The organism is Shouchella patagoniensis, from assembly GCF_002019705.1.
Classification (GTDB): domain Bacteria; phylum Bacillota; class Bacilli; order Bacillales; family Bacillaceae_D; genus Shouchella; species Shouchella patagoniensis.
The window spans coordinates 3,939,597-3,957,843 of sequence record NZ_KV917377.1 but is presented as its reverse complement, the minus strand read 5'-3'; the positions used below and the strand labels follow the sequence as shown (position 1 = coordinate 3,957,843).

General features: G+C 39.3%; 17 protein-coding genes. 2 read left to right on the top strand and 15 right to left on the bottom strand.

All coding sequences use genetic code 11. The annotated features are described in order from the left end of the window. Nucleotides 1–30 precede the first annotated feature (30 nt). From BK584_RS20455 to BK584_RS20405, 11 genes are all read right to left on the bottom strand, one after another. Nucleotides 31–1,059 (bottom strand): tripartite tricarboxylate transporter substrate binding protein, encoded by a 1,029-nt coding sequence (locus tag BK584_RS20455; protein WP_245808920.1) that lies wholly within the window; start codon nt 1,057–1,059, stop codon nt 31–33. 42 nt (nt 1,060–1,101) lie between these two features. Then, nucleotides 1,102–2,595 carry a tripartite tricarboxylate transporter permease gene (locus BK584_RS20450; protein WP_078394301.1) on the bottom strand — a complete coding sequence of 498 codons (1,494 nt, stop codon included), beginning with the start codon at nt 2,593–2,595 and terminating at the stop codon, nt 1,102–1,104. A 13-nt stretch (nt 2,596–2,608) separates the two neighbouring features. Beyond that, nucleotides 2,609–3,121 (bottom strand): tripartite tricarboxylate transporter TctB family protein, encoded by a 513-nt coding sequence (locus BK584_RS20445; RefSeq protein WP_078394300.1) that lies wholly within the window; start codon nt 3,119–3,121, stop codon nt 2,609–2,611. Between the two features lie 71 nt (nt 3,122–3,192). Further along, nucleotides 3,193–4,629, bottom strand: a complete 1,437-nt coding sequence (gene gucD / locus BK584_RS20440; protein ID WP_078394299.1) for an alpha-ketoglutaric semialdehyde dehydrogenase GucD — start codon at nt 4,627–4,629, stop codon at nt 3,193–3,195. A 26-nt stretch (nt 4,630–4,655) separates the two neighbouring features. Further along, a complete protein-coding gene (gene kdgD, locus BK584_RS20435) occupies nt 4,656–5,576 on the bottom strand; it encodes a 5-dehydro-4-deoxyglucarate dehydratase (protein WP_078394298.1) in 921 nt (306 codons plus the stop codon). Nucleotides 5,577–5,669: 93 nt separating this feature from the next. Further along, nucleotides 5,670–6,356: a FadR/GntR family transcriptional regulator gene (locus BK584_RS20430; RefSeq protein WP_078394297.1), complete on the bottom strand. Its 687-nt coding sequence runs from the start codon at nt 6,354–6,356 to the stop codon at nt 5,670–5,672. Between the two features lie 279 nt (nt 6,357–6,635). Next, nucleotides 6,636–7,688 carry an ABC transporter permease gene (locus tag BK584_RS20425; RefSeq protein WP_078394296.1) on the bottom strand — a complete coding sequence of 351 codons (1,053 nt, stop codon included), beginning with the start codon at nt 7,686–7,688 and terminating at the stop codon, nt 6,636–6,638. Beyond that, nucleotides 7,685–8,860: an ABC transporter permease gene (locus BK584_RS20420; RefSeq protein ID WP_078394295.1), complete on the bottom strand. Its 1,176-nt coding sequence runs from the start codon at nt 8,858–8,860 to the stop codon at nt 7,685–7,687. Before BK584_RS20420 ends, BK584_RS20425 begins: the two co-directional genes overlap by 4 nt. 9 nt (nt 8,861–8,869) lie before the next feature. After that, the gene (locus BK584_RS20415) at nt 8,870–9,799 is read right to left on the bottom strand and encodes an ABC transporter ATP-binding protein (RefSeq protein WP_078394294.1); all 930 of its coding nucleotides are present in this window, start codon (nt 9,797–9,799) and stop codon (nt 8,870–8,872) included. Between the two features lie 99 nt (nt 9,800–9,898). Beyond that, nucleotides 9,899–10,528 carry a response regulator gene (locus tag BK584_RS20410; RefSeq protein WP_078394293.1) on the bottom strand — a complete coding sequence of 210 codons (630 nt, stop codon included), beginning with the start codon at nt 10,526–10,528 and terminating at the stop codon, nt 9,899–9,901. After that, nucleotides 10,464–11,627 carry a sensor histidine kinase gene (locus BK584_RS20405; RefSeq protein ID WP_078394292.1) on the bottom strand — a complete coding sequence of 388 codons (1,164 nt, stop codon included), beginning with the start codon at nt 11,625–11,627 and terminating at the stop codon, nt 10,464–10,466. Before BK584_RS20405 ends, BK584_RS20410 begins: the two co-directional genes overlap by 65 nt. Nucleotides 11,628–11,799: 172 nt before the next feature. On the opposite strand from BK584_RS20405, the gene BK584_RS20400 reads away from it, so the two are divergent. After that, complete coding sequence (locus tag BK584_RS20400) at nt 11,800–12,750, top strand: ABC transporter substrate-binding protein (RefSeq protein WP_078394291.1); 951 nt, start codon at nt 11,800–11,802, stop codon at nt 12,748–12,750. Nucleotides 12,751–12,882: 132 nt separating this feature from the next. On the opposite strand, the gene BK584_RS20395 is transcribed toward BK584_RS20400, so the two are convergent. Then, nucleotides 12,883–14,031: a dicarboxylate/amino acid:cation symporter gene (locus BK584_RS20395; protein WP_078394290.1), complete on the bottom strand. Its 1,149-nt coding sequence runs from the start codon at nt 14,029–14,031 to the stop codon at nt 12,883–12,885. Nucleotides 14,032–14,680: 649 nt separating this feature from the next. On the opposite strand from BK584_RS20395, the gene BK584_RS24775 reads away from it, so the two are divergent. After that, nucleotides 14,681–14,839 (top strand): hypothetical protein, encoded by a 159-nt coding sequence (locus tag BK584_RS24775; RefSeq protein WP_169871418.1) that lies wholly within the window; start codon nt 14,681–14,683, stop codon nt 14,837–14,839. A gap of 288 nt (nt 14,840–15,127) precedes the next feature. Here BK584_RS24775 and BK584_RS20390 read toward each other — a convergent pair whose 3' ends face one another. Genes BK584_RS20390 through BK584_RS20380 form a run of 3 tightly spaced genes read right to left on the bottom strand, consistent with a single transcriptional unit; the run spans nt 15,128 to nt 18,236 of the window. Beyond that, a complete protein-coding gene (locus BK584_RS20390) occupies nt 15,128–16,252 on the bottom strand; it encodes a M20 family metallopeptidase (RefSeq protein WP_078394289.1) in 1,125 nt (374 codons plus the stop codon). A 20-nt stretch (nt 16,253–16,272) separates the two neighbouring features. Further along, complete coding sequence (locus tag BK584_RS20385) at nt 16,273–17,250, bottom strand: ABC transporter ATP-binding protein (protein WP_078394288.1); 978 nt, start codon at nt 17,248–17,250, stop codon at nt 16,273–16,275. Continuing rightward, complete coding sequence (locus tag BK584_RS20380; RefSeq protein ID WP_078394287.1) at nt 17,247–18,236, bottom strand: ABC transporter ATP-binding protein; 990 nt, start codon at nt 18,234–18,236, stop codon at nt 17,247–17,249. Before BK584_RS20380 ends, BK584_RS20385 begins: the two co-directional genes overlap by 4 nt. Nucleotides 18,237–18,247 lie beyond the last annotated feature (11 nt).

Here is an 18,247-nt window from a genome sequence, read left to right as displayed (position 1 = left end):
AAAAGAAGCTAGGTCAGAGACCTAGCTTCTTTAATTCGCTTGATTTTCTAGTCTTTTGATAAGTGTTTCATAATAATTACTTACCTCATCCATATATAACGTAGATTCCTCAGGTGTCATATAAGTAGGAATCGTGTAATATCCAGCTGCTCTTTCTTGGTATTCTTCGTTATTTTCAACTACTTCTTTTACAGCCTCAGAGAATTTCATCACAATTTCATCAGGAGTCTCTTTAGGAAATGCGAAAAAGAAAAATTTTTCAAACTCAATATCAATACCCTGTTCCTTAAATGTAGGTACTTGATCATATAACTCCGAACTTTCTTCTGAAAGGACTCCTACGCTTTTAAAGTCTCCATTCTCTAAATAATCAACGGTGATACCATACGCTGTTGGGACCACATCGACCTGTCCTCCGAGCAGAGCAACAATTTTATCAGATGCACCACCAACATCGATTAAACGGAAATCAGCTCCAGTAGCGTCTTCATATGCCATCATTTGAAGATGAGTATATCCTCCTATCTCAGTAGCAAATGATAATTCACCAGGAATATCCTTAGATTCATCAGCAAGTTCAGTAGCGTCAGAGAATGGCGCATCATCACTTACAATAAACGTATCACCATGATCAAATAAGGAAACAGCGGCTATTTTAAAATCTTGATGGTTAAAATCTGACATTCCATAAAGATAGTTAATCAAAAGGTTGTTGTGAAAAAATAAGATTTGATATCCATCTGGATCTGCTTCAACTACTTCTCTACTCCCTAAGCTCCCAGCAGCCCCAGCAATATTTGTAACGACTAGTGGTCTGCCTAGTTCATCTCCAATATATTGACCGAGTACTCTTGCACCTAGGTCCGTATCTCCCCCAGCCCCAGTTGGAACAACGACCTCAATTGGCTTTGTTGGATAATTTTCAATTTGCTCATCAGTAGGCAGGATATTCTCATTTCCAAAACTCATTGCTTGAAAAGAGATCGGCGTTAACAACAATGTTAGTAGCGCAGTAGCCGTTACACTGCACATGCAGATTATTAGTTTTTTAATTCCCATTTACTTTAACTCACCTTCCCAATTAAAAATTGGTATGAAACGTTATGATGCTGCTGACTGCTTTAAGTTCTTCCGAATAGAAAACCATAAAGACACTACAGTTAAAATCAAAAATCCTGCTGCTATTGGAGACGTGATGAATGGAAGAAAATCCCCATTTGTATGCATTAAACCTCTTCTTAGATTGGTTTCCAAAATTGGTCCAAGAATAAATCCAAGTACGATTGGCATAATCGGGAATTTTAATTTGATCATGATATAACCTATTATTCCGCAAATAACTAGAATAATAGCGTCAAACACTTGATTGTTTACACCAAATGACCCGACTACACATAACACGATTACGAATGGCATCAGAATGTTTTTAGGTACACTTAACACTCGAATAAAATACCTCATTCCTAAAATAAGAAGCAAAACCATAAATACGTTTGCAACTAGGAGAGCTGCGAATATTCCATATACAGCATCCCCACTTTGATCAAATAATAGTGGACCAGGATTTAATCCATGTAACATTAATCCACCAATAAGTAATGCTGTCACACCATCTCCAGGGATACCAATAGATAACAGGGGGACCATTGCTCCACCTATAGCTGCGTTATTTGAGGACTCGGCTGCAACAACACCCGCCGGTTCACCTTTACCGAAATTTTCCGGATTCTTTGATTGATTTTTAGCAGTTACATAAGCAATAATATTAGCTGCTGACCCCCCAAGACCAGGCAATATTCCCACACCTACACCAATAAGAGTAGAGCGAATATAATTCCATTTATGACTAAATACCTCTTTAAATGATATCCCTAATTCTTTTAAGCGATAGGAGGATTGCACCTGAATACCCTTATTTGTCTTGTTATCCTCCGAAATCTTCAATATTTCTGAGATTGCAAATAGCCCGATTAAAACGGGCAAAACATTAAGCCCTGAATCTAGATTTGTATTTCCAAATGTAAATCTAGGCAAGGAATCGATCGGTGCAAATCCAATGGTTGCAAATGCAATTCCTAATAATCCTGAAATAGCTCCCTTTAGCATTGAACCATCCGATAAACTAGTGATCATTGTTAGGGCGAATAAGGTAATTGCAAAATACTCAAACGGAGAAAACTCTATTGCTACGCTTGCAAGCATTGGAGAAACAAAAATTAATATTAAGAAACTCAATAACCCGGCCATAAATGAAAAGATAAGAGTCAAACTGAATACTTTACCCGCTTCTCCTTTTTGAGCCATAGGATAGCCATCAAATGTTGACACGATACTTGCTGGAGTTCCAGGAATATTTAATAAAATGGCGGGAATAAATCCCCCTGTTACTCCACCAATGTACAAGCCCATTAGAAGAGATAACCCGTTTGTTGGGGTCATGCCAAACGTAATAGGTAAACAAATAGCTATGGCCATTACAGCAGTTAATCCAGGAATTGCCCCAAATATTAACCCAAGAGCAACTCCAATTAAAATGATTAACATCGATTCAAAATTAAAAATACTCATAAACCCTTCTTGCAATAATTGAAGCATAGTTACCCCCTCTTTATCCCAGTAGCCCCACCGGAAGCATCAAATTAAACGCAAAACGGAAGAGGGCATAGATCGTGATAGATCCAATGAAAGCAAAAGGAATAAACAATAATATATTTTGCTTGCCTTTTTCCGTTAATAATATAGTTTGTAAAACTAAGTACAGGCTTGAAGATATAATAAAGCCCAGTACAGGAAGCAATAGAACGTAAAGCAAAATTAAACAAGTTGTGTACACAGCATTAATAGATACAAACTTTTTTACCCCCGAGCTCCACTCACTTGCTGCAGCTACTTGTGATTCTTGTTCTTGATTTCTTCTCCTATCTTTTATCCAAGATTTCATTAGCAAGGCTATGCTGAACCCAAATATCGCAATAGAGACAAGCATCGGAACAAAATCTGAACCTACTCCTACCGTTAAGATTGACAGTGTGTTTATGTTTAGTGTGGCTAGAAACATTCCAACAGAGAATAAAAGCAGGAACACGCTAGCATAAAAATCGCCAGACATTTTCTGTAGCATAAGATTCCTCCTAAACAGTAATGTAAAGGCTTACATTTTTTTGTTAGCCAGAGGAAACCTCCGGCCTTAAACTATTTTAAGAACACAGTCTTAATAGACGTAAAGAATTCTTTAGCTGCTTCTCCTTGCTCTCTAGAATGAGAACTTGATTGTTTCACTCCTCCGAAAGGCGCCTGAAGTTCTACTCCTGCACTTTCAGCATTAATCCTTAACAGTCCTGCTTCGATATCCTCTACAAACGTTAACATCTCGGATATATTTGTTGTAAATATTGATGCACTTAGCCCATACTCTACATCATTAGCCAATTTTAGAGCTTCATTAACTGACTCAACCTTAAATAATGCAATAACTGGACCAAATATTTCTTCTTGCGCAATTGTTTGTGAATGATCCGTACATTCAAAAATGGTTGGCTCAATAAAATATCCTTTATCATGGTGGATCTGATTGCCTCCAGCTATTAATTCAGCACCTTCTTCAATTCCTTTGTTAATATACTCCAGACAAGTTGCTAACTGTGATTTTGATGCACATGGGCCCATCCATGTTCCTTCAGCCAAACTGTCGCCTACTAGTAGTTCATTTGTCCGCTTAACAAGTTGCTCCTTAAATGCAGGATATATTTCACTCCCAACAAAAACTCTGCTTGTTGCTGTACATTTTTGTCCAGTTGATTTAAATGCTCCACTAATTGTTGCCTCCACTGCTATGTTTAAATCAGCATCATTTGCAACGATAACTGGATTTTTTCCACCCATCTCCAATTGATACTTTGCTCCCCGCTCAAATGCGGTATGACCAATTTGTTTTCCTACGGAATTTGAACCAGTAAAAGTTATGCCATTTACCTTTGTATGCTCAGCAATGCCCTGACCAATAACAGAACCTTTGCCCGTCACACAATTGATTACACCTGCTGGAAGGTTCGCATCATCAAAACATTCCAATATTTTGACACAAGTTAAGGCTGTCTCGGAAGCTGGTTTTATCACAACCGTATTTCCATAAATAAGAGCAGGCGCCATTTTCCAAATTGGAATAGCAACGGGGAAATTCCAAGGAGTAATCACACCAACCACACCTAGAGGTACACGTGTTGTAAACATTAATGCACTTGCATCAGTTGAAGGGATCACATCCCCGACTTTCCTCATACCCTCTCCGGCATAATATCGCAAAATAGCAATGCCTCTAGTTGTCTCTCCCCTGGTTTCAGCAATTGTTTTTCCCATTTCCTTTGAAGCAATTAATGCAATCTCTTCTGATCTTTCTTCCATAATGTCTGCAACTTTATACAAATACTCTCCTCTATTTGAACCGGATAGCTTTTTCCATGCTTTTTTTGCTTTACTTGCCGCTTCAACAGCTTGATTCAAATCATGAAGATCAGACTCCTGATAAGAGCCAACGACTTCATTTACGTTACCTGGATTCACGTTTTCTTTTGTATTACCTGTGCTCGTTTCAGACCACTTACCATTAATATAATTTAGTGCTGTAAGCATATTGCACAACCTCCTGTGTAAATGAATTAAATCCTAACTGCCGGATATTTTCGATGGGCTTTATCAAGAATTTTCTCAAGCTGTTTATAGTGATCCTTCTCAACCGGAACTACAGGTGGACGCACTATATTCGAAACAGACATTCCAACGATCTCCATCCCAGCTTTTATCAATGATACTGCGTACCCTTTTCTTTGCTTTCGGATTTCATTAATAGGAAGTATAACGTCTTTATAGATCTCTGAGACTTGTTCGTCCTTTCCCTCAAGCAAAGCAGAATAGAATTGACGTGATATATGAGGAATATAATTCGATATAGCTGATGAGTAAGATTTAAACCCGAGTGCGTGATAAGCAGGCATCGTTACTTCTGCCATAGGCATTCCATTAAGCCAATTAAGACGATCTCCAATGTATTGGGTAAATATGATGTTAGACTCCATATTCCCTATACCGTCCTTTAACCCAATTAACTGGTCATATGAAAGAAGTGATTGTAGCGAATTCAGATCAAGTACAGCATTATCCCGTTGATAAACAATTGCATTTAAGTCACTTGCTTCTAATATCGTTCTAATATATTGATAAAGTCCTTCCTGTTCACCATCTATTAAGTATGGCGGTAAAATAAGATAACCCTCCATTCCTTTTTTTTCCGATAGTTTCACTTGTTCCAAAGCGTAAGATAAATTCCCTCCCACACCTGAATAAACGGGCACACGACCCTTTGCAGCATCGATGGCCACATCCAGCATGACTCCATATTCATCAGAACTTAAAGTCTGGAACTCTCCCGCACCGCATGCAATAAAAATCGAATCAAGCCCCTCATCAATTAAGTAACTAACATTACGAAATAAAGCGTTTTCATCAATGGCTCCAGAAGGCAGATATGGAGCTACCGGGAATCCCAAAATACCACGAAGTGACACTCTTTTTTGATTCATCTAATCTCTCCTTTTATTATATTTATTTTATTGTAAGACAAATTAAATAGTTAGTCAATAAAAAATGAAGCTGTATGAAACAGCTTCATTTTTTTAATTCAACACTTTATTACGGACAAATTTTAGGTGATGATACATCGCTAAATATGCCTCATGAGGGTTTCGGTTTTTAAGCGCATTGTATATTTCTCTATGATGAGCTACAGTTTTGTCTTTTTCTCTGTATTTGATTTGAACATTAATTTTCGCATGAGAAAGCAGCAAAGAATCCATCATACCTTGAAGAACAGGATTATCAACACTTTTTGCAATGATTCGGTGGAACATAATGTCATGTTCTCCATACTCATTATCCACACTGTTCTCAATTCCTTCTATTGTCTTAAGCAGTCTTTGCAGATCCTCTTCTGTTATCTTTTCAGCAGCAAACGTAACAAGACCTAACTCAAGAGTCATACGGGCCTCAATAATAGCTTCTATATTGTCATTCATAAGTGATAACATCGCAGAAAACGGCTTACTGCTTATCTGTTCTGTGAAATAGGTACCATCTCTTGTTTTGCGTTTAACAATACCAAGAGATTCAAGTGAGCTAATCGCCTCACGCATGACTGGCCTGCTCACTCCCAATAGTGTTACCAGTTCCATTTCTGGAGGAAGCTTATCTCCTGGTTTTAGTTTATTTTGTATCAATAAATCAATAATTTTCTCTTCTACCTGTTGCGCTAGCGTTTTTCTAGTAACCTGATTTTCAGTGAAATCAAGTGAATTGTCTCTCATGGTATAACCCGCCATTCAAACGAATTTTATATTTATTGTAATACAATTTCTTTAGAAAGAAAACTTTTGATACTAAATCCTACTTTTAATTTCTGATGTCGGAGGTATATTATTACTTGATTAAACCAATCTTTGGCTATGGTCGATAAATTTAAAAAACAACCGCACCAGATTCAGATCTACTATCAAAATCTAACATTCCAAAACGATTCGTTTTACTGAATACACAAGAAAAAAGAATAAAAACTCCATACGCGAACACTCGCGTATGGAGTAGAATTACACTGACTTCCGTTCCATTAATCGGATTCCAATTCCAGTGAGCACCAAGCCTATAAAAATTAATATTGATGCTGGAAAAAAAAACTGTTGCAGTTCCCAATTGTTCACTGTTGCGCCCATCATCATTTCGATTCCGTACATAATTGGACTCATATACGACATGCCCAGCAGAAATTCTGATTGAACAATGTCTAAAGGCCAAAACGCGCCGCCAAGCATCGCAAAGCTTGTTGCAAATAACGGGATAATGCCATTTAATTGTTGGGAGGCTGTTACAATGCCACTTAGGAAAATTCCAAAAGCCATAATGGCAAATACATAAGGAATAATGATAAGCAACAATTTCCAAAATCCGCCGTAATAGTCATAGTCAAATAACGTCACAAACAAGGTAAGCACAAGAGCAATTTGAAGATAAGCAAGTAAAAAAGAAAACAATAAGTTCCCTGTATACATTTGTGTTTTCGATGTAGGAGACAAGATGATTCGGTTCCATGTTCCAGCTTCTTTTTGTTGAAGAATACTCATGATTGAAAAACTAATTGTGAAAAAAGCAAAGTATAACGTAAAGCCAAACAACGATTGAAGGCTTTGATCAAACGTTGACCCTTCTGCCATTACATCCGTTTGATACGTATAAGCAGCTTGAATTACATCAATATCATCTACGCTGTCTTCCAATTGCCGTTGCATATAATGGCTGTTTATCGTTGGCCCTACAAATGCCGCAACCGGAGAACCCTCATATGCTACATGTAACCTGTAATCTGTTCTACCTGCTTCCAAGATCACTTCAACTTCATGGGTACTTAGTTTACGGATTGCCTCTGTTTCTGTCGTGACCATCAAGTTCAACTCTTCCGCTTCATTCCACTGCTCTATATAGGAGGATAACTCGCTATCCTCCATTTCGGTTGAATAGACAAAGATATTTTGTTCATTTGAACCGCCAATGATAAAAGCAAAGAAAATGGTCATTCCTAACATGAGTAACAGTGTAAACGGCTCTCGGACCACTTCTTTTCCGTATTGATAGAAAATGGCTCTCATTTTACCGCACCACCTTTATTTGGAAACATTCCCCATGCAATCACGAGAAAAGCAATTCCATACCCCAATAGAAGCACACTTGACGGAAGCAGGACGGATATAGGTTCTCCTTGGCTTGCTTGAATAAACGCACTTAGTGCTCGTCCGTTTGGTGTCCAATTACCAATCAGAGCTAAACTAGGAGCCATATCTGCTATCCGAAAAAAACTCCCACCTAGAAACGCTAATATTGAAATAATCGAAAACATAAATACGTTTGCTGCTTTTTCAGTATGATAGCGAAATTGAATTGAAATTAATAAAGTACTAATCCCTGCGACTGCTACCGAGAGGCAGATAGCAATCAATAAGAAGCCTAACCAATTTATAATTGTTATTTGGAATAAGACAAAGCATATCCCAAACAATAAACACATCTGAGTGAGCACGACACCCATTGATGCCACGGCCTTTCCAATTAAATAATGACTAGGTGAAATATTCGCGAGGACAAGCCGGGAATACACTTTTGCTTGCTTTTCATGAAAAGCAAAAGTCGCTATAAATCCTGCAGAGAAAAATACATACATAACGCCCATTCCAAATGTATAATACTGAAACGACGAGACCGGTTTATCCCCTTTCAAAACAACTTCACCAATCTCTGGTAATGGTTGATCGACGGCTTGTTGAAATGTTTGTTGCATCATAAAAGAATCAAGCATTGATTCAACAATAACCGAATCTACCCAATTCTCTGTATTTCGATAAAGAACAAACTCTTTTGATCCGTTCGATTCACCTGTGTACTGTTGTTCCCACATTTGCTCTCGATATCCTTGGGGAATTTCTATGACGGCAGCATAATTGCCATGCCTCACTTCTTCCAAATTATCTGCATAGTCAATTGATATTTCATTGCTCATCCAAGAAAACAAAGCATCTGGCACAGCTGTTTCTTTCAACATATCTACTGGTAGCCCTAGCGACTCTGCACTAGTTTCTGCTTCTTTTTCAAGTGTTTCCTCTGCAACAACAGCAATGGATAGATCTAATTCAACAGTTGAACCCATTGAGTTAGCCAAAGAAAAACCAAGAATCAATGTTAAGACAAGGGGCATGAGTAGAATCGTTAAAAGAGCGGCTTTATCTGAAAAAAGCTGTTTGAATTCTTTTCTTACGATCGGTCCCATAATCTCCCCCTAATCCCTTAACGATCTGCCAGTTAAGTACAAAAACACATCTTCAAGCGTTGATTCTTGAATATGGATGCCAAGAACTTGAACATTTGAATCACTTGCTAGCTGAATAATTTTTTCAAATAATGCACCAGAGTAAGAAGCAATGCGATACCCTTCTTCGGTTTCGTAAACGCCATGTATTTGTTCTTGTTCATTCAACTTTTGCTCGAGTTGCGCGTTTTTTTCTGCAACAAGTAATTTATATATATACTCCTGGCTTACAATATTTTTTATTTCCTCTTGTGTGCCTGAAGCAATAATTGATCCTCGATCAAGCACATAAATGCGATCACACAGAAATTCAACTTCTTCCATGTAATGACTCGTATAAAGAACCGTTGTGCCCCTCTCTAGTTGAAGTCGCTTAATTAAATCCAACAAGTACCTGCGCGAATGAGGATCAATACCCACAGTCGGTTCATCAAGGACTAAATAAGCTGGTTCATGAATAAGAGCGATTGCAAGATTTAACCTGCGCTTCATCCCACCGGAAAATGTTTTCACTCGATCTTTTTTTCTTTCTTCTAGTTCAACTAATTGCAACAACTCTTTTACTTTCTGCTTGAGCTTTGTTCCTTTTAATTTATAAGCTTTTCCAAAGAATAAGAGATTTTCTTCTGCCGTTAAATCAGAATAGAGCGCTAATTCTTGAGGAACAACACCAATTTGCGTTCTAAATTGAGTAAGCTGGCCGTAAACGTTTTTTCCGTTAAACCGGACTTGGCCTTTTGTTGGTTTCGTTAAACTCGTAAGCATATCAATTAACGTAGATTTTCCTGCTCCATTTGGTCCAAGCAGACCAACAGCTTCTCCTTTCTGTAGATAAATGCCCACATCTTTTATCGCTTCTACTGATCCAAACGATTTATAGATTTGATCCATTTCAATCATCTTGCCACCTCCGCTTCAATACCATCATACGAAAGAGAGCGAAGAGAAACCATTCACTCTAGTCATAAGTTTTGCTTTATGTACATGACTCTAGTCATATTAAATCTCATTTTTTAACGCAAAGATAGCAAGCTGTGTCCGGTCACGTACACTTAATTTTATAAACAGTTGACTGATGTAATTTTTCACCGTGCCGATTGTTAAATACAACTCAGCTGCAATTTCGGCATTGCTTAATCCCTGTCCAACTTTCCTTACAATCTCTCTTTCTCTATCAGTTAAATCTGGTATATTCTTTATCGACTTTGTTGAATGATGCAAAAGTGAAGGAACAACTTTAGCGGCTACTTGACCATCAATGATCATCTCGCCATTTAATGCCTTTTCAATCGAGCTGACTAAACGATTCATATCTGCATCTTTTAACATATAACCGATGGCTCCTTGCTTAAGTGATTCAAGTGCATATTCTTTATCAGCAAATGTTGTGAGTACTACCACTTTTGCGTCTTTTTTTTGAGCACGGATATGTCGAATCGCGTCAATACCATTCATTACAGGCATGCGGACATCCATTAAAATAAGATCAATGTGATGAGTCAGAACTTGTTCCACCGCTTCTGCCCCATTACTCGCCTCTATAACTTTATACTTTCCACCATGTTCAATCATCATCTTTAAACCTTGTCGCACGATTAGTTGATCCTCTGCTACTAAGATCGTTTTCATAGCTTCCTCCTTCCTGTAACGGAAACGTCCCTTTAAGTACAAATGTATTGTCTTTAAACCCAAACCCCGCACTAAATCGACCGTCTAAATGCTCAAACCGATTGCGCAGTTGCGATAATCCAAAACCTTCTCTAAACGTTGTCGGTAACGCGTCATTCTCCACACTTGCCATATATGTATGAGTACCTATTACTGTTAGATGTACACGTATTTGTTTTGCATAAGCATGACGCATCGCATTGGTTAATCCTTCTTGGATAAAACGATATAATGTCGTATTTTGTTCATCAGTTAAAAGTGTGGATAATGCCCCTGCTTCTGTTGTAAATGCCACTTGCACTTGGCTTTCTGTTTCTAATTTTCGAATCAACCTAAGAATCATTGCTACCCCACGCACTTCTTCTTTTTCTAAAGCCTTTACCGCATTTCGCATCTCTTCAAGGGCCAATCTCGCTGTTTGTTTCGCGTCACTTATATATGTTTTATCGTGACTGTCGTTTAATTCAGCCATTTGCAGTTGCATCATCAGTGCTGTTAGTTGATGCCCAACCGAGTCATGGACATTGCGGGCAATTCGTGTCCGTTCCTCCTGCTTAGCCGTGTCTTCTTCTTGCAGCAACTGCTGCTTTAATACTCGTTGTTCATATGCAAAATCATCGAGAAGATCTTCTTGTAATTCTACTTGCATTACTAAACGTGAATAAGCAAGTCCAAACGTGACTGCAATAGCTGTTACAACACTTATAATGAGAAATTCTGCTCCATTTGAGTAAGTAAAAACACTGGTTAATACAAAATAAAGAAGCGATAGGCAGAAGTGAACACGCGCTATAGGGGCGATAACAAGAGGCATCACTAGTAATAGCATAGGTACAATCCAACCAAATAAAGAAGGTTGATACAACAAAAACAAACACCCAAACGCTGTTAACCCGTTGTAAAGTAAGTATGTATTTACCCACATTGGTTCCGAACAAACTCCTGCGAGCACCAACCCAGCAACAATCCAGTATACGGGGTCACTAAGCAATTGCGGTTCATCCATTGGCCACAATGAAAGAGCTCCTATAACTAGGATAAAACGCATCCAGAAAGACATCTCTCTCCCCCTTTGTAAATCATTTGCTATACATCTAAATGACTGATTTTCTCCATTATAACGTACCTCTAGTTACTAACAGACACTCTTTTTTATTTTTCAAAAAATAGATTGACAATGATAACGATTCTCATTATCATATCAATAGATTGATTGTGAAAGGAAGAACGTTATGAAATTAAAAAGTTTAATTCCGGTTGCTGTAACTGTCGCTATGCTTTCCGCATGCCAAACGTCAGATGAACAGCCACAAAATGAGACGGACGAGCTAGCACAGCCGACTACTGTTACGGATGGCTCTGGAAATGAAATAACGATCCCAGAAAACCCAGAACGCATTGTTGGTTCTTATTTAGAAGATCCTCTTGTTACTCTTGGCATTACACCGGTTTTGCAATGGTCTGTTGCAAACCGCTCAAGCACACAAGTTTATTTAGAATCCTATCTAGAAGGTATTGATCCCATTGATTCTTTGCTTCCATTAGAAGGGTTAATGGAAGCAGAACCTGACCTTATTTTTGCACCCGGTGAAGAGTCACTTGCAAGTGGTGATTTCGAACAATACAACCAAATTGCTCCTACCTATGTGATCGATAGCGAAACAACTGGTGATTGGCGCGCGACATTAATGGAAATAGGTGACGTGCTCGGTAAAGAGGATGTGGCAAACGAAGCGTTATCTGATTACGACGAGCATGTTGAACAAGTGAAAAATGATTTGACTGAGGCGATCGGTGATAGTAAAGTTGCGGCCTTGTGGGTTATTGGCGGCAAATACTTTATCGTCGCACCTACTGTTGCTAGCGGAGCGGTTCTTTTTGAAGACTTAGAACTCACTCCAGCAAATGTCATTGCTGATCTTCCAGAAGACGTTGATGCTCATTGGAACCCAATTTCTCTTGAAGCACTAGCAAAAATGGATGCGGATTACTTGTTTTTAATTGATAGTGACCCAGAGTCGATTGAATCATTAAAATCGGAATCCGTTTGGTCAACTATCCCCGCTGTTGAACAAGGAAACATCTATGATATTTCAGGTTCAAGCAGCTGGCTCTACAATGGGTTTCAAGCAAATTCTCAAACGATTGATTCTGTTTATGAAAACATCGTTGGGAACGAGTGAATAAACAATACTTTTTCACTTTGCCCTCGCTCTTTAGCGCGGTTGACTAGGAGTTTGAGAATAGAACAAGCATCAACTAAAACGACCTCTGAGATCTTATCTCGGAGGTCGTTTTTCAACTCTTTATTAATCCTATATGGCATCTTTCTTCTGTAAACCGTTCATTAAAACGGCGATCGCTCCATCACCCGTTACATTCGTAGCCGTACCAAAACTATCTTGAGCTAAATAAAGAGCAATCATTAACGCGACAGCTCCTTCATCAAAACCGAGCATCGATGTTAAAATTCCTGTTGCCGCCATTACTGCTCCACCAGGAACTCCCGGTGCAGAAACCATAATAATCCCAAGCATTAGAATGACAGGTATCATGCCCACAAAACCTGGAAATTCAAGACCTGGATATAAGTGCATGACCGCAGTAGCTGCTGTCACAATCGTAATCGTGCTTCCTGATAAGTGGATATTTGCACATAACGGTACAACAAAGTTCGTAATTGAATCTCTAATATTATTTTTCTTTACCGCTTCAACGGTTACTGGAATCGTTGCCGCACTACTCATTGTACCAAGAGCTGTTACATACGCCGATAGCATCGATTTTAATAGAGAGAATGGATTATTTCGGTTCACTGCTCCCGCAATCGTATACTGGACGACAAGCCAAATAAGATGCATTGCAATTGCAAGGAAAAACACAATACCAAAAACACCAAGCGTCGCAAACACAGTCCCATCATAGCTCATTTCTGCAAAAACACCAGCAATATAAAAAGGCAATAACGGTATAATCGCTCGTCGAATAACGAGTTCAACGATATTCTGTCCTTCATCTATGATGCCATGAAGTTTAGTTGATCCCGTTGCTGCGATTCCAATTCCTAAAACAAAAGCAAGAATTAAGGCTGTGAGAACATCAAACACAGGTTCAACGGTTAGGTCGAGGAAACCTGCCATCTCTGAAGGCGCATCCGCCCCAGCGTCTGCGATTCCAAGAGAAGGAATCACAAACATCGCAACTGTCACCGCAAAGAGTCCAGCGAGAATCGTTGATACGTAAGACACAAGGACTGTTGATCCGAGCAGCTTTCCCCCGCCTTTACCTATACTAGCAATCCCTGCCGCAATAAAGAAAACGATAATAAGTGGTACCATAAAGAAGATAAAACTACCAATGATGTCTTTTATCGTAACCATTAACGTTGCAACAAATTGATTTGCAACAAGTCCGATACCAATTCCCGCAGCAATGCCGAGAACGAGTCGGGCAATTAATTTCAATTCAAACACTCCAATCGTAAAAAAAGTGGTTCTTCAATTAATAAAAAGTGGTGTAATTATACCATTCTCTTCGCTTGAATGCATTAACGAAGTAAAGAGTAGCACAATTTTCCTCATAGGTGAACAGCCCCGTTAAGCCAAGGCTGTAACAGGGCTGAGTATATTCAATTACAATTTTTTGTTTTGGTAAAGCAAATATTCACTGCGATTAAGAGCATTTGGTGTACGTCGCTGCTTCTCTGGCAGAATTTTACTGCCTATTTTTTGCTACCCTCCAAAACGAGCGGAGAGAATCCCTTCTCCACTTGTCAATGCGCGAATCATTGCTTTTACTTGTTACTTGTGAAAAAACTTTACACAATAACGAATCTTGGGAGTCAATCCTTAGTTAAGTGGTTAAATACGCCTCAAAAATTAACAAAGCAAAAAGATGCGTTTTTAATGAAAAGTTTTTTTATGGGCGCTATCACAGCAGACGAAGCCATGTTTCAACTACAACATTTGTACAACAACAACGTCAACACATTGAAAATATGCACGCCTTTTTAAAAGAAAGTTTAGAGTCATTTAGAAATAAGAAGGTGGTCAATCGCGGAAGTTTAATGGGACAGCCGTCTATAGCCATTCGATTAAACAAGAATAATTGTATTTGAATTGGTGTGAGGACACCATTCACATTATTGCAAATGCGCGAACCTTATGGGATGCACCTAATGAAATGAGTTATGACGAATTTGAGAAACACTTGCTTTGCACCTTTTCAGAAGAAGATCTTCAATCAAGGGATTATAAAAACCAATTAGCTTAAGCTAATTGGTCAGCAAGCTTTTCCAATGATAAATAAATGTAGCTATTTCCCCTCTTTGGCTCGCTCCGGCCATACACTTCGCTTTCTGTGGGCGACGGATAAGCTTCACAGCTACGCAGTTAATTTTATCTTAATCTTTTTTCCATAGAAGTCATGACTAAAATGAATTCTAGAAAAATACTTCTGGGATTTTACCCCAGAAGTATTTTGTCTACAATCTCGCGTTAGTTTAAACGAATTGTTTTTTTATATACAGATTTATCCTACCAAAATGAAAGAGTTCACCATTTAGTTTGATAGCTTTTCAATCGTCTTTGCAAGCAATTTTGTTCGCTCTACAAGCGTTTCTGTTTCTAGATATTCATCCGTACTATGTGGATTTCCTCCAACAGGACCCATCCCATCTATTGTTGGAATCCCAAGCGCCGACGTAAAGGAGGCATCTGATCCGCCACCCGTACCCGTTTCCGTAAGGGAGATGTTGAGCGAAGAAGCAACGCCTTTAATCAGTTCAAACAACTCAATTGTTTGATCGTTCCGTTCCATTGGCGGACGGGTAATTCCACCTTCAAGTATAATTGAAGTACCTTCAACATTTGCCTGACCACAAATTTCTTTCATTTTTTCCGCTAAAGGCTTGGCTTGGTCTTGCCTTGAAATTCGAATATCGACTTGCGCCTCCGCATAATCAGCGACTGTATTAACTGCCGTTCCTCCTTCAATGATTCCCACGTTTACACTTATGCCCTTTTCATGATCAGATAATTGATGTAGCTGGATGATTTTATAAGCAAGCTCCTCAATCGCGCTCCGTCCGTTCTCAGGTTCAATGCCTGAATGGGCTGCTTTGCCGGTAATCTTTAATGTATAGCGACCGCCACCACGCCTTGACGTTACAAGTGAACCATCTTTCCTTGCCGGTTCCATAACAAGTACCGCCCTTTTCCCTTCACCTTGTTTTTCAATAAGCGTGCGGGCAGAAGGCGCGCCAATTTCTTCATCACTCGTCAACAACACAACGACATTTTTTGCTGCGGCACTATTTGCATCAAGAAGGGCTTTTATTGCAGACAAAGCAGTCACATGGCTTCCTTTCATGTCTACTACACCTGGACCGTAAGCACGATTCCCTTCGATATGAAATGGTCGCCGGGCAGCTGTATTTTTCGGAAAAACAGTATCCATATGGGCAACAAGCAAAATTTCTGGGTTTTCAGCTTTAGTATGTTGAAGAACAATGTGGTTGCCATACTCCTCTTGTTCGTAAATGTCTGCTTTAAACCCTATTTCTTGATAAGCATCCATTAATCGGTTGCCAACCTGATCAATTCCCTTTTTATTATACGATCCACTATCCATGTTCACTAATTCTTCCAACAATTTCAGCATCTCGTCTGTCGTTGTTATTTTCATCATAAGCACCCCATAGTTAATTAATATAATGGATAATGACAAGCCACTTGATGACCTTTCTCCCTTTCAATAAAAGCAGGTTCCTCAAGTGAACACTTCTCTTTAGCATAAGGACACCGAGTATGAAAGCGGCAGCCAGAAGGTGGATTTACTGGACTCGGCATATCCCCTTCAAGAACAATGCGTTCTCTTTTCGTTCGTTGCTTTGGATCAGGTACTGGCACTGCGCTAATCAACCCTTCTGTATAAGGGTGCATCGGTCGCTCAAACAAGTCTTGTTTTGAAGCAAGTTCCACCACTTTTCCTAAGTACATAACAGCAATGCGGTCGCTAATATGTTTAACTGCGGGAAGACCATGGGCGATAAACAAAAAAGTTAATTGAAATTCTTTTTGTAGCTTTGCCATTAAATTTAAGATTTGTGCTTGAATCGATACGTCCAATGCAGAAACTGGTTCATCACATATAATGAGTTTTGGTTTTAAAGCAATGGCACGCGCAATACCGATGCGTTGCCGTTGTCCTCCACTAAATTCATGCGGATAACGCTTAGCATATGATCGATCAAGTCCAACAACGTCCATCAGCTCATACACTTGTTCCAAATAATCTTGTCCAGTGCCAATCTTATGTGTTTTAAGCGGCTCTGCGATAACATCTTTTACCTTCATCCGCGGATTAAGCGAAGAAAACGGATCTTGGAAAATCATTTGTATGTCGACGCGTTTTTTTCGTAACGCTTCTCCACTTAGTTCGGAAAAGTCTATCCCTTCAAAAAATAATTCTCCACTAGTTGGTTCAAGCAAGCGCATCAACACATTTCCCAGTGTTGATTTTCCGCAACCAGACTCACCAACAATCCCAAGCGTTTCGCCCGAATAAATTGTTAAATCAACACCGTCTACTGCTCGAAGCAGCCTCTTTTTACGTTTTAGGAACCCTTCACTTACATCAAAATGCTTTGTCATCCCTTTTACTTCTAATAATACTTCTTTCATTTAAAGACTACCCCCTTTTCATCAAAAAGCCAACAACGAACACGCTGATCTGCTTCTGCTGTGAAAAGTGGTGGTGCCTCAATTGCACAACGCTCCATCGCATGAGGACATCTCGGATAAAAACGGCACCCTGTTGGCATCGTTTCAGGCGTGGGCACCGTTCCTTCAATTGATTTAAGTTCATCTTCAAGCTCATTTATTTTTGGTGTGCTACCAAGTAAGCCAGCTGTATATGGGTGGGCAGGGTTCTCAAATAGCGTAAACACATTAGCCTCTTCAACCACCTGGCCCGCATACATTACAATGACCGTATCAGCCATTTCTGCTACAACGCCCAAGTCATGAGTAATAAGCATAATAGCCGTGTTATTTTCTTGAACCAAGTCACGCATTAACCCTAGAATTTGAGCTTGGATTGTTACATCCAATGCCGTTGTTGGTTCATCTGCAATTAGTAGCTTTGGACTACATGCAAGCGCGATAGCAATCATTACACGCTGACGCATCCCTCCACTTAGCGAGTGAGGGTAGGATCGATACACTTTTTCAGCCCTAGGAATGCCTACTTTCTTCAGCATATCAATTCCTTTTTTCTTCGCTTGCTCCTTACTTACCTTTTGATGCAGCAAAATGACTTCGGCTAGCTGGTTACCTATTGTAAACAAAGGGTTTAATGATGTGAGAGGCTCTTGAAAAATCATCGACAAGTCATTGCCTCTTAGCTTACGATACTGTTTATCGTTAATCCCTGTTAACTCATGGCCGTTAAAATTGATTTTGCCTCCAACGATCTTTCCAGGTGTAGAAATTAGCCCCATAATTGATAAAGAAGTGACACTTTTTCCACATCCAGATTCACCAACGATTGCAACGGTTTCCCCCTGTTTAATCGCAAATGACACGCCATTTACTGAAGGGATATTTCCATTCTCCGTAAAAAAATGCGTTTGAAGATCTTCAACCGACAAAAGCGCTTCTTCGCTCATTTCATCCTCTC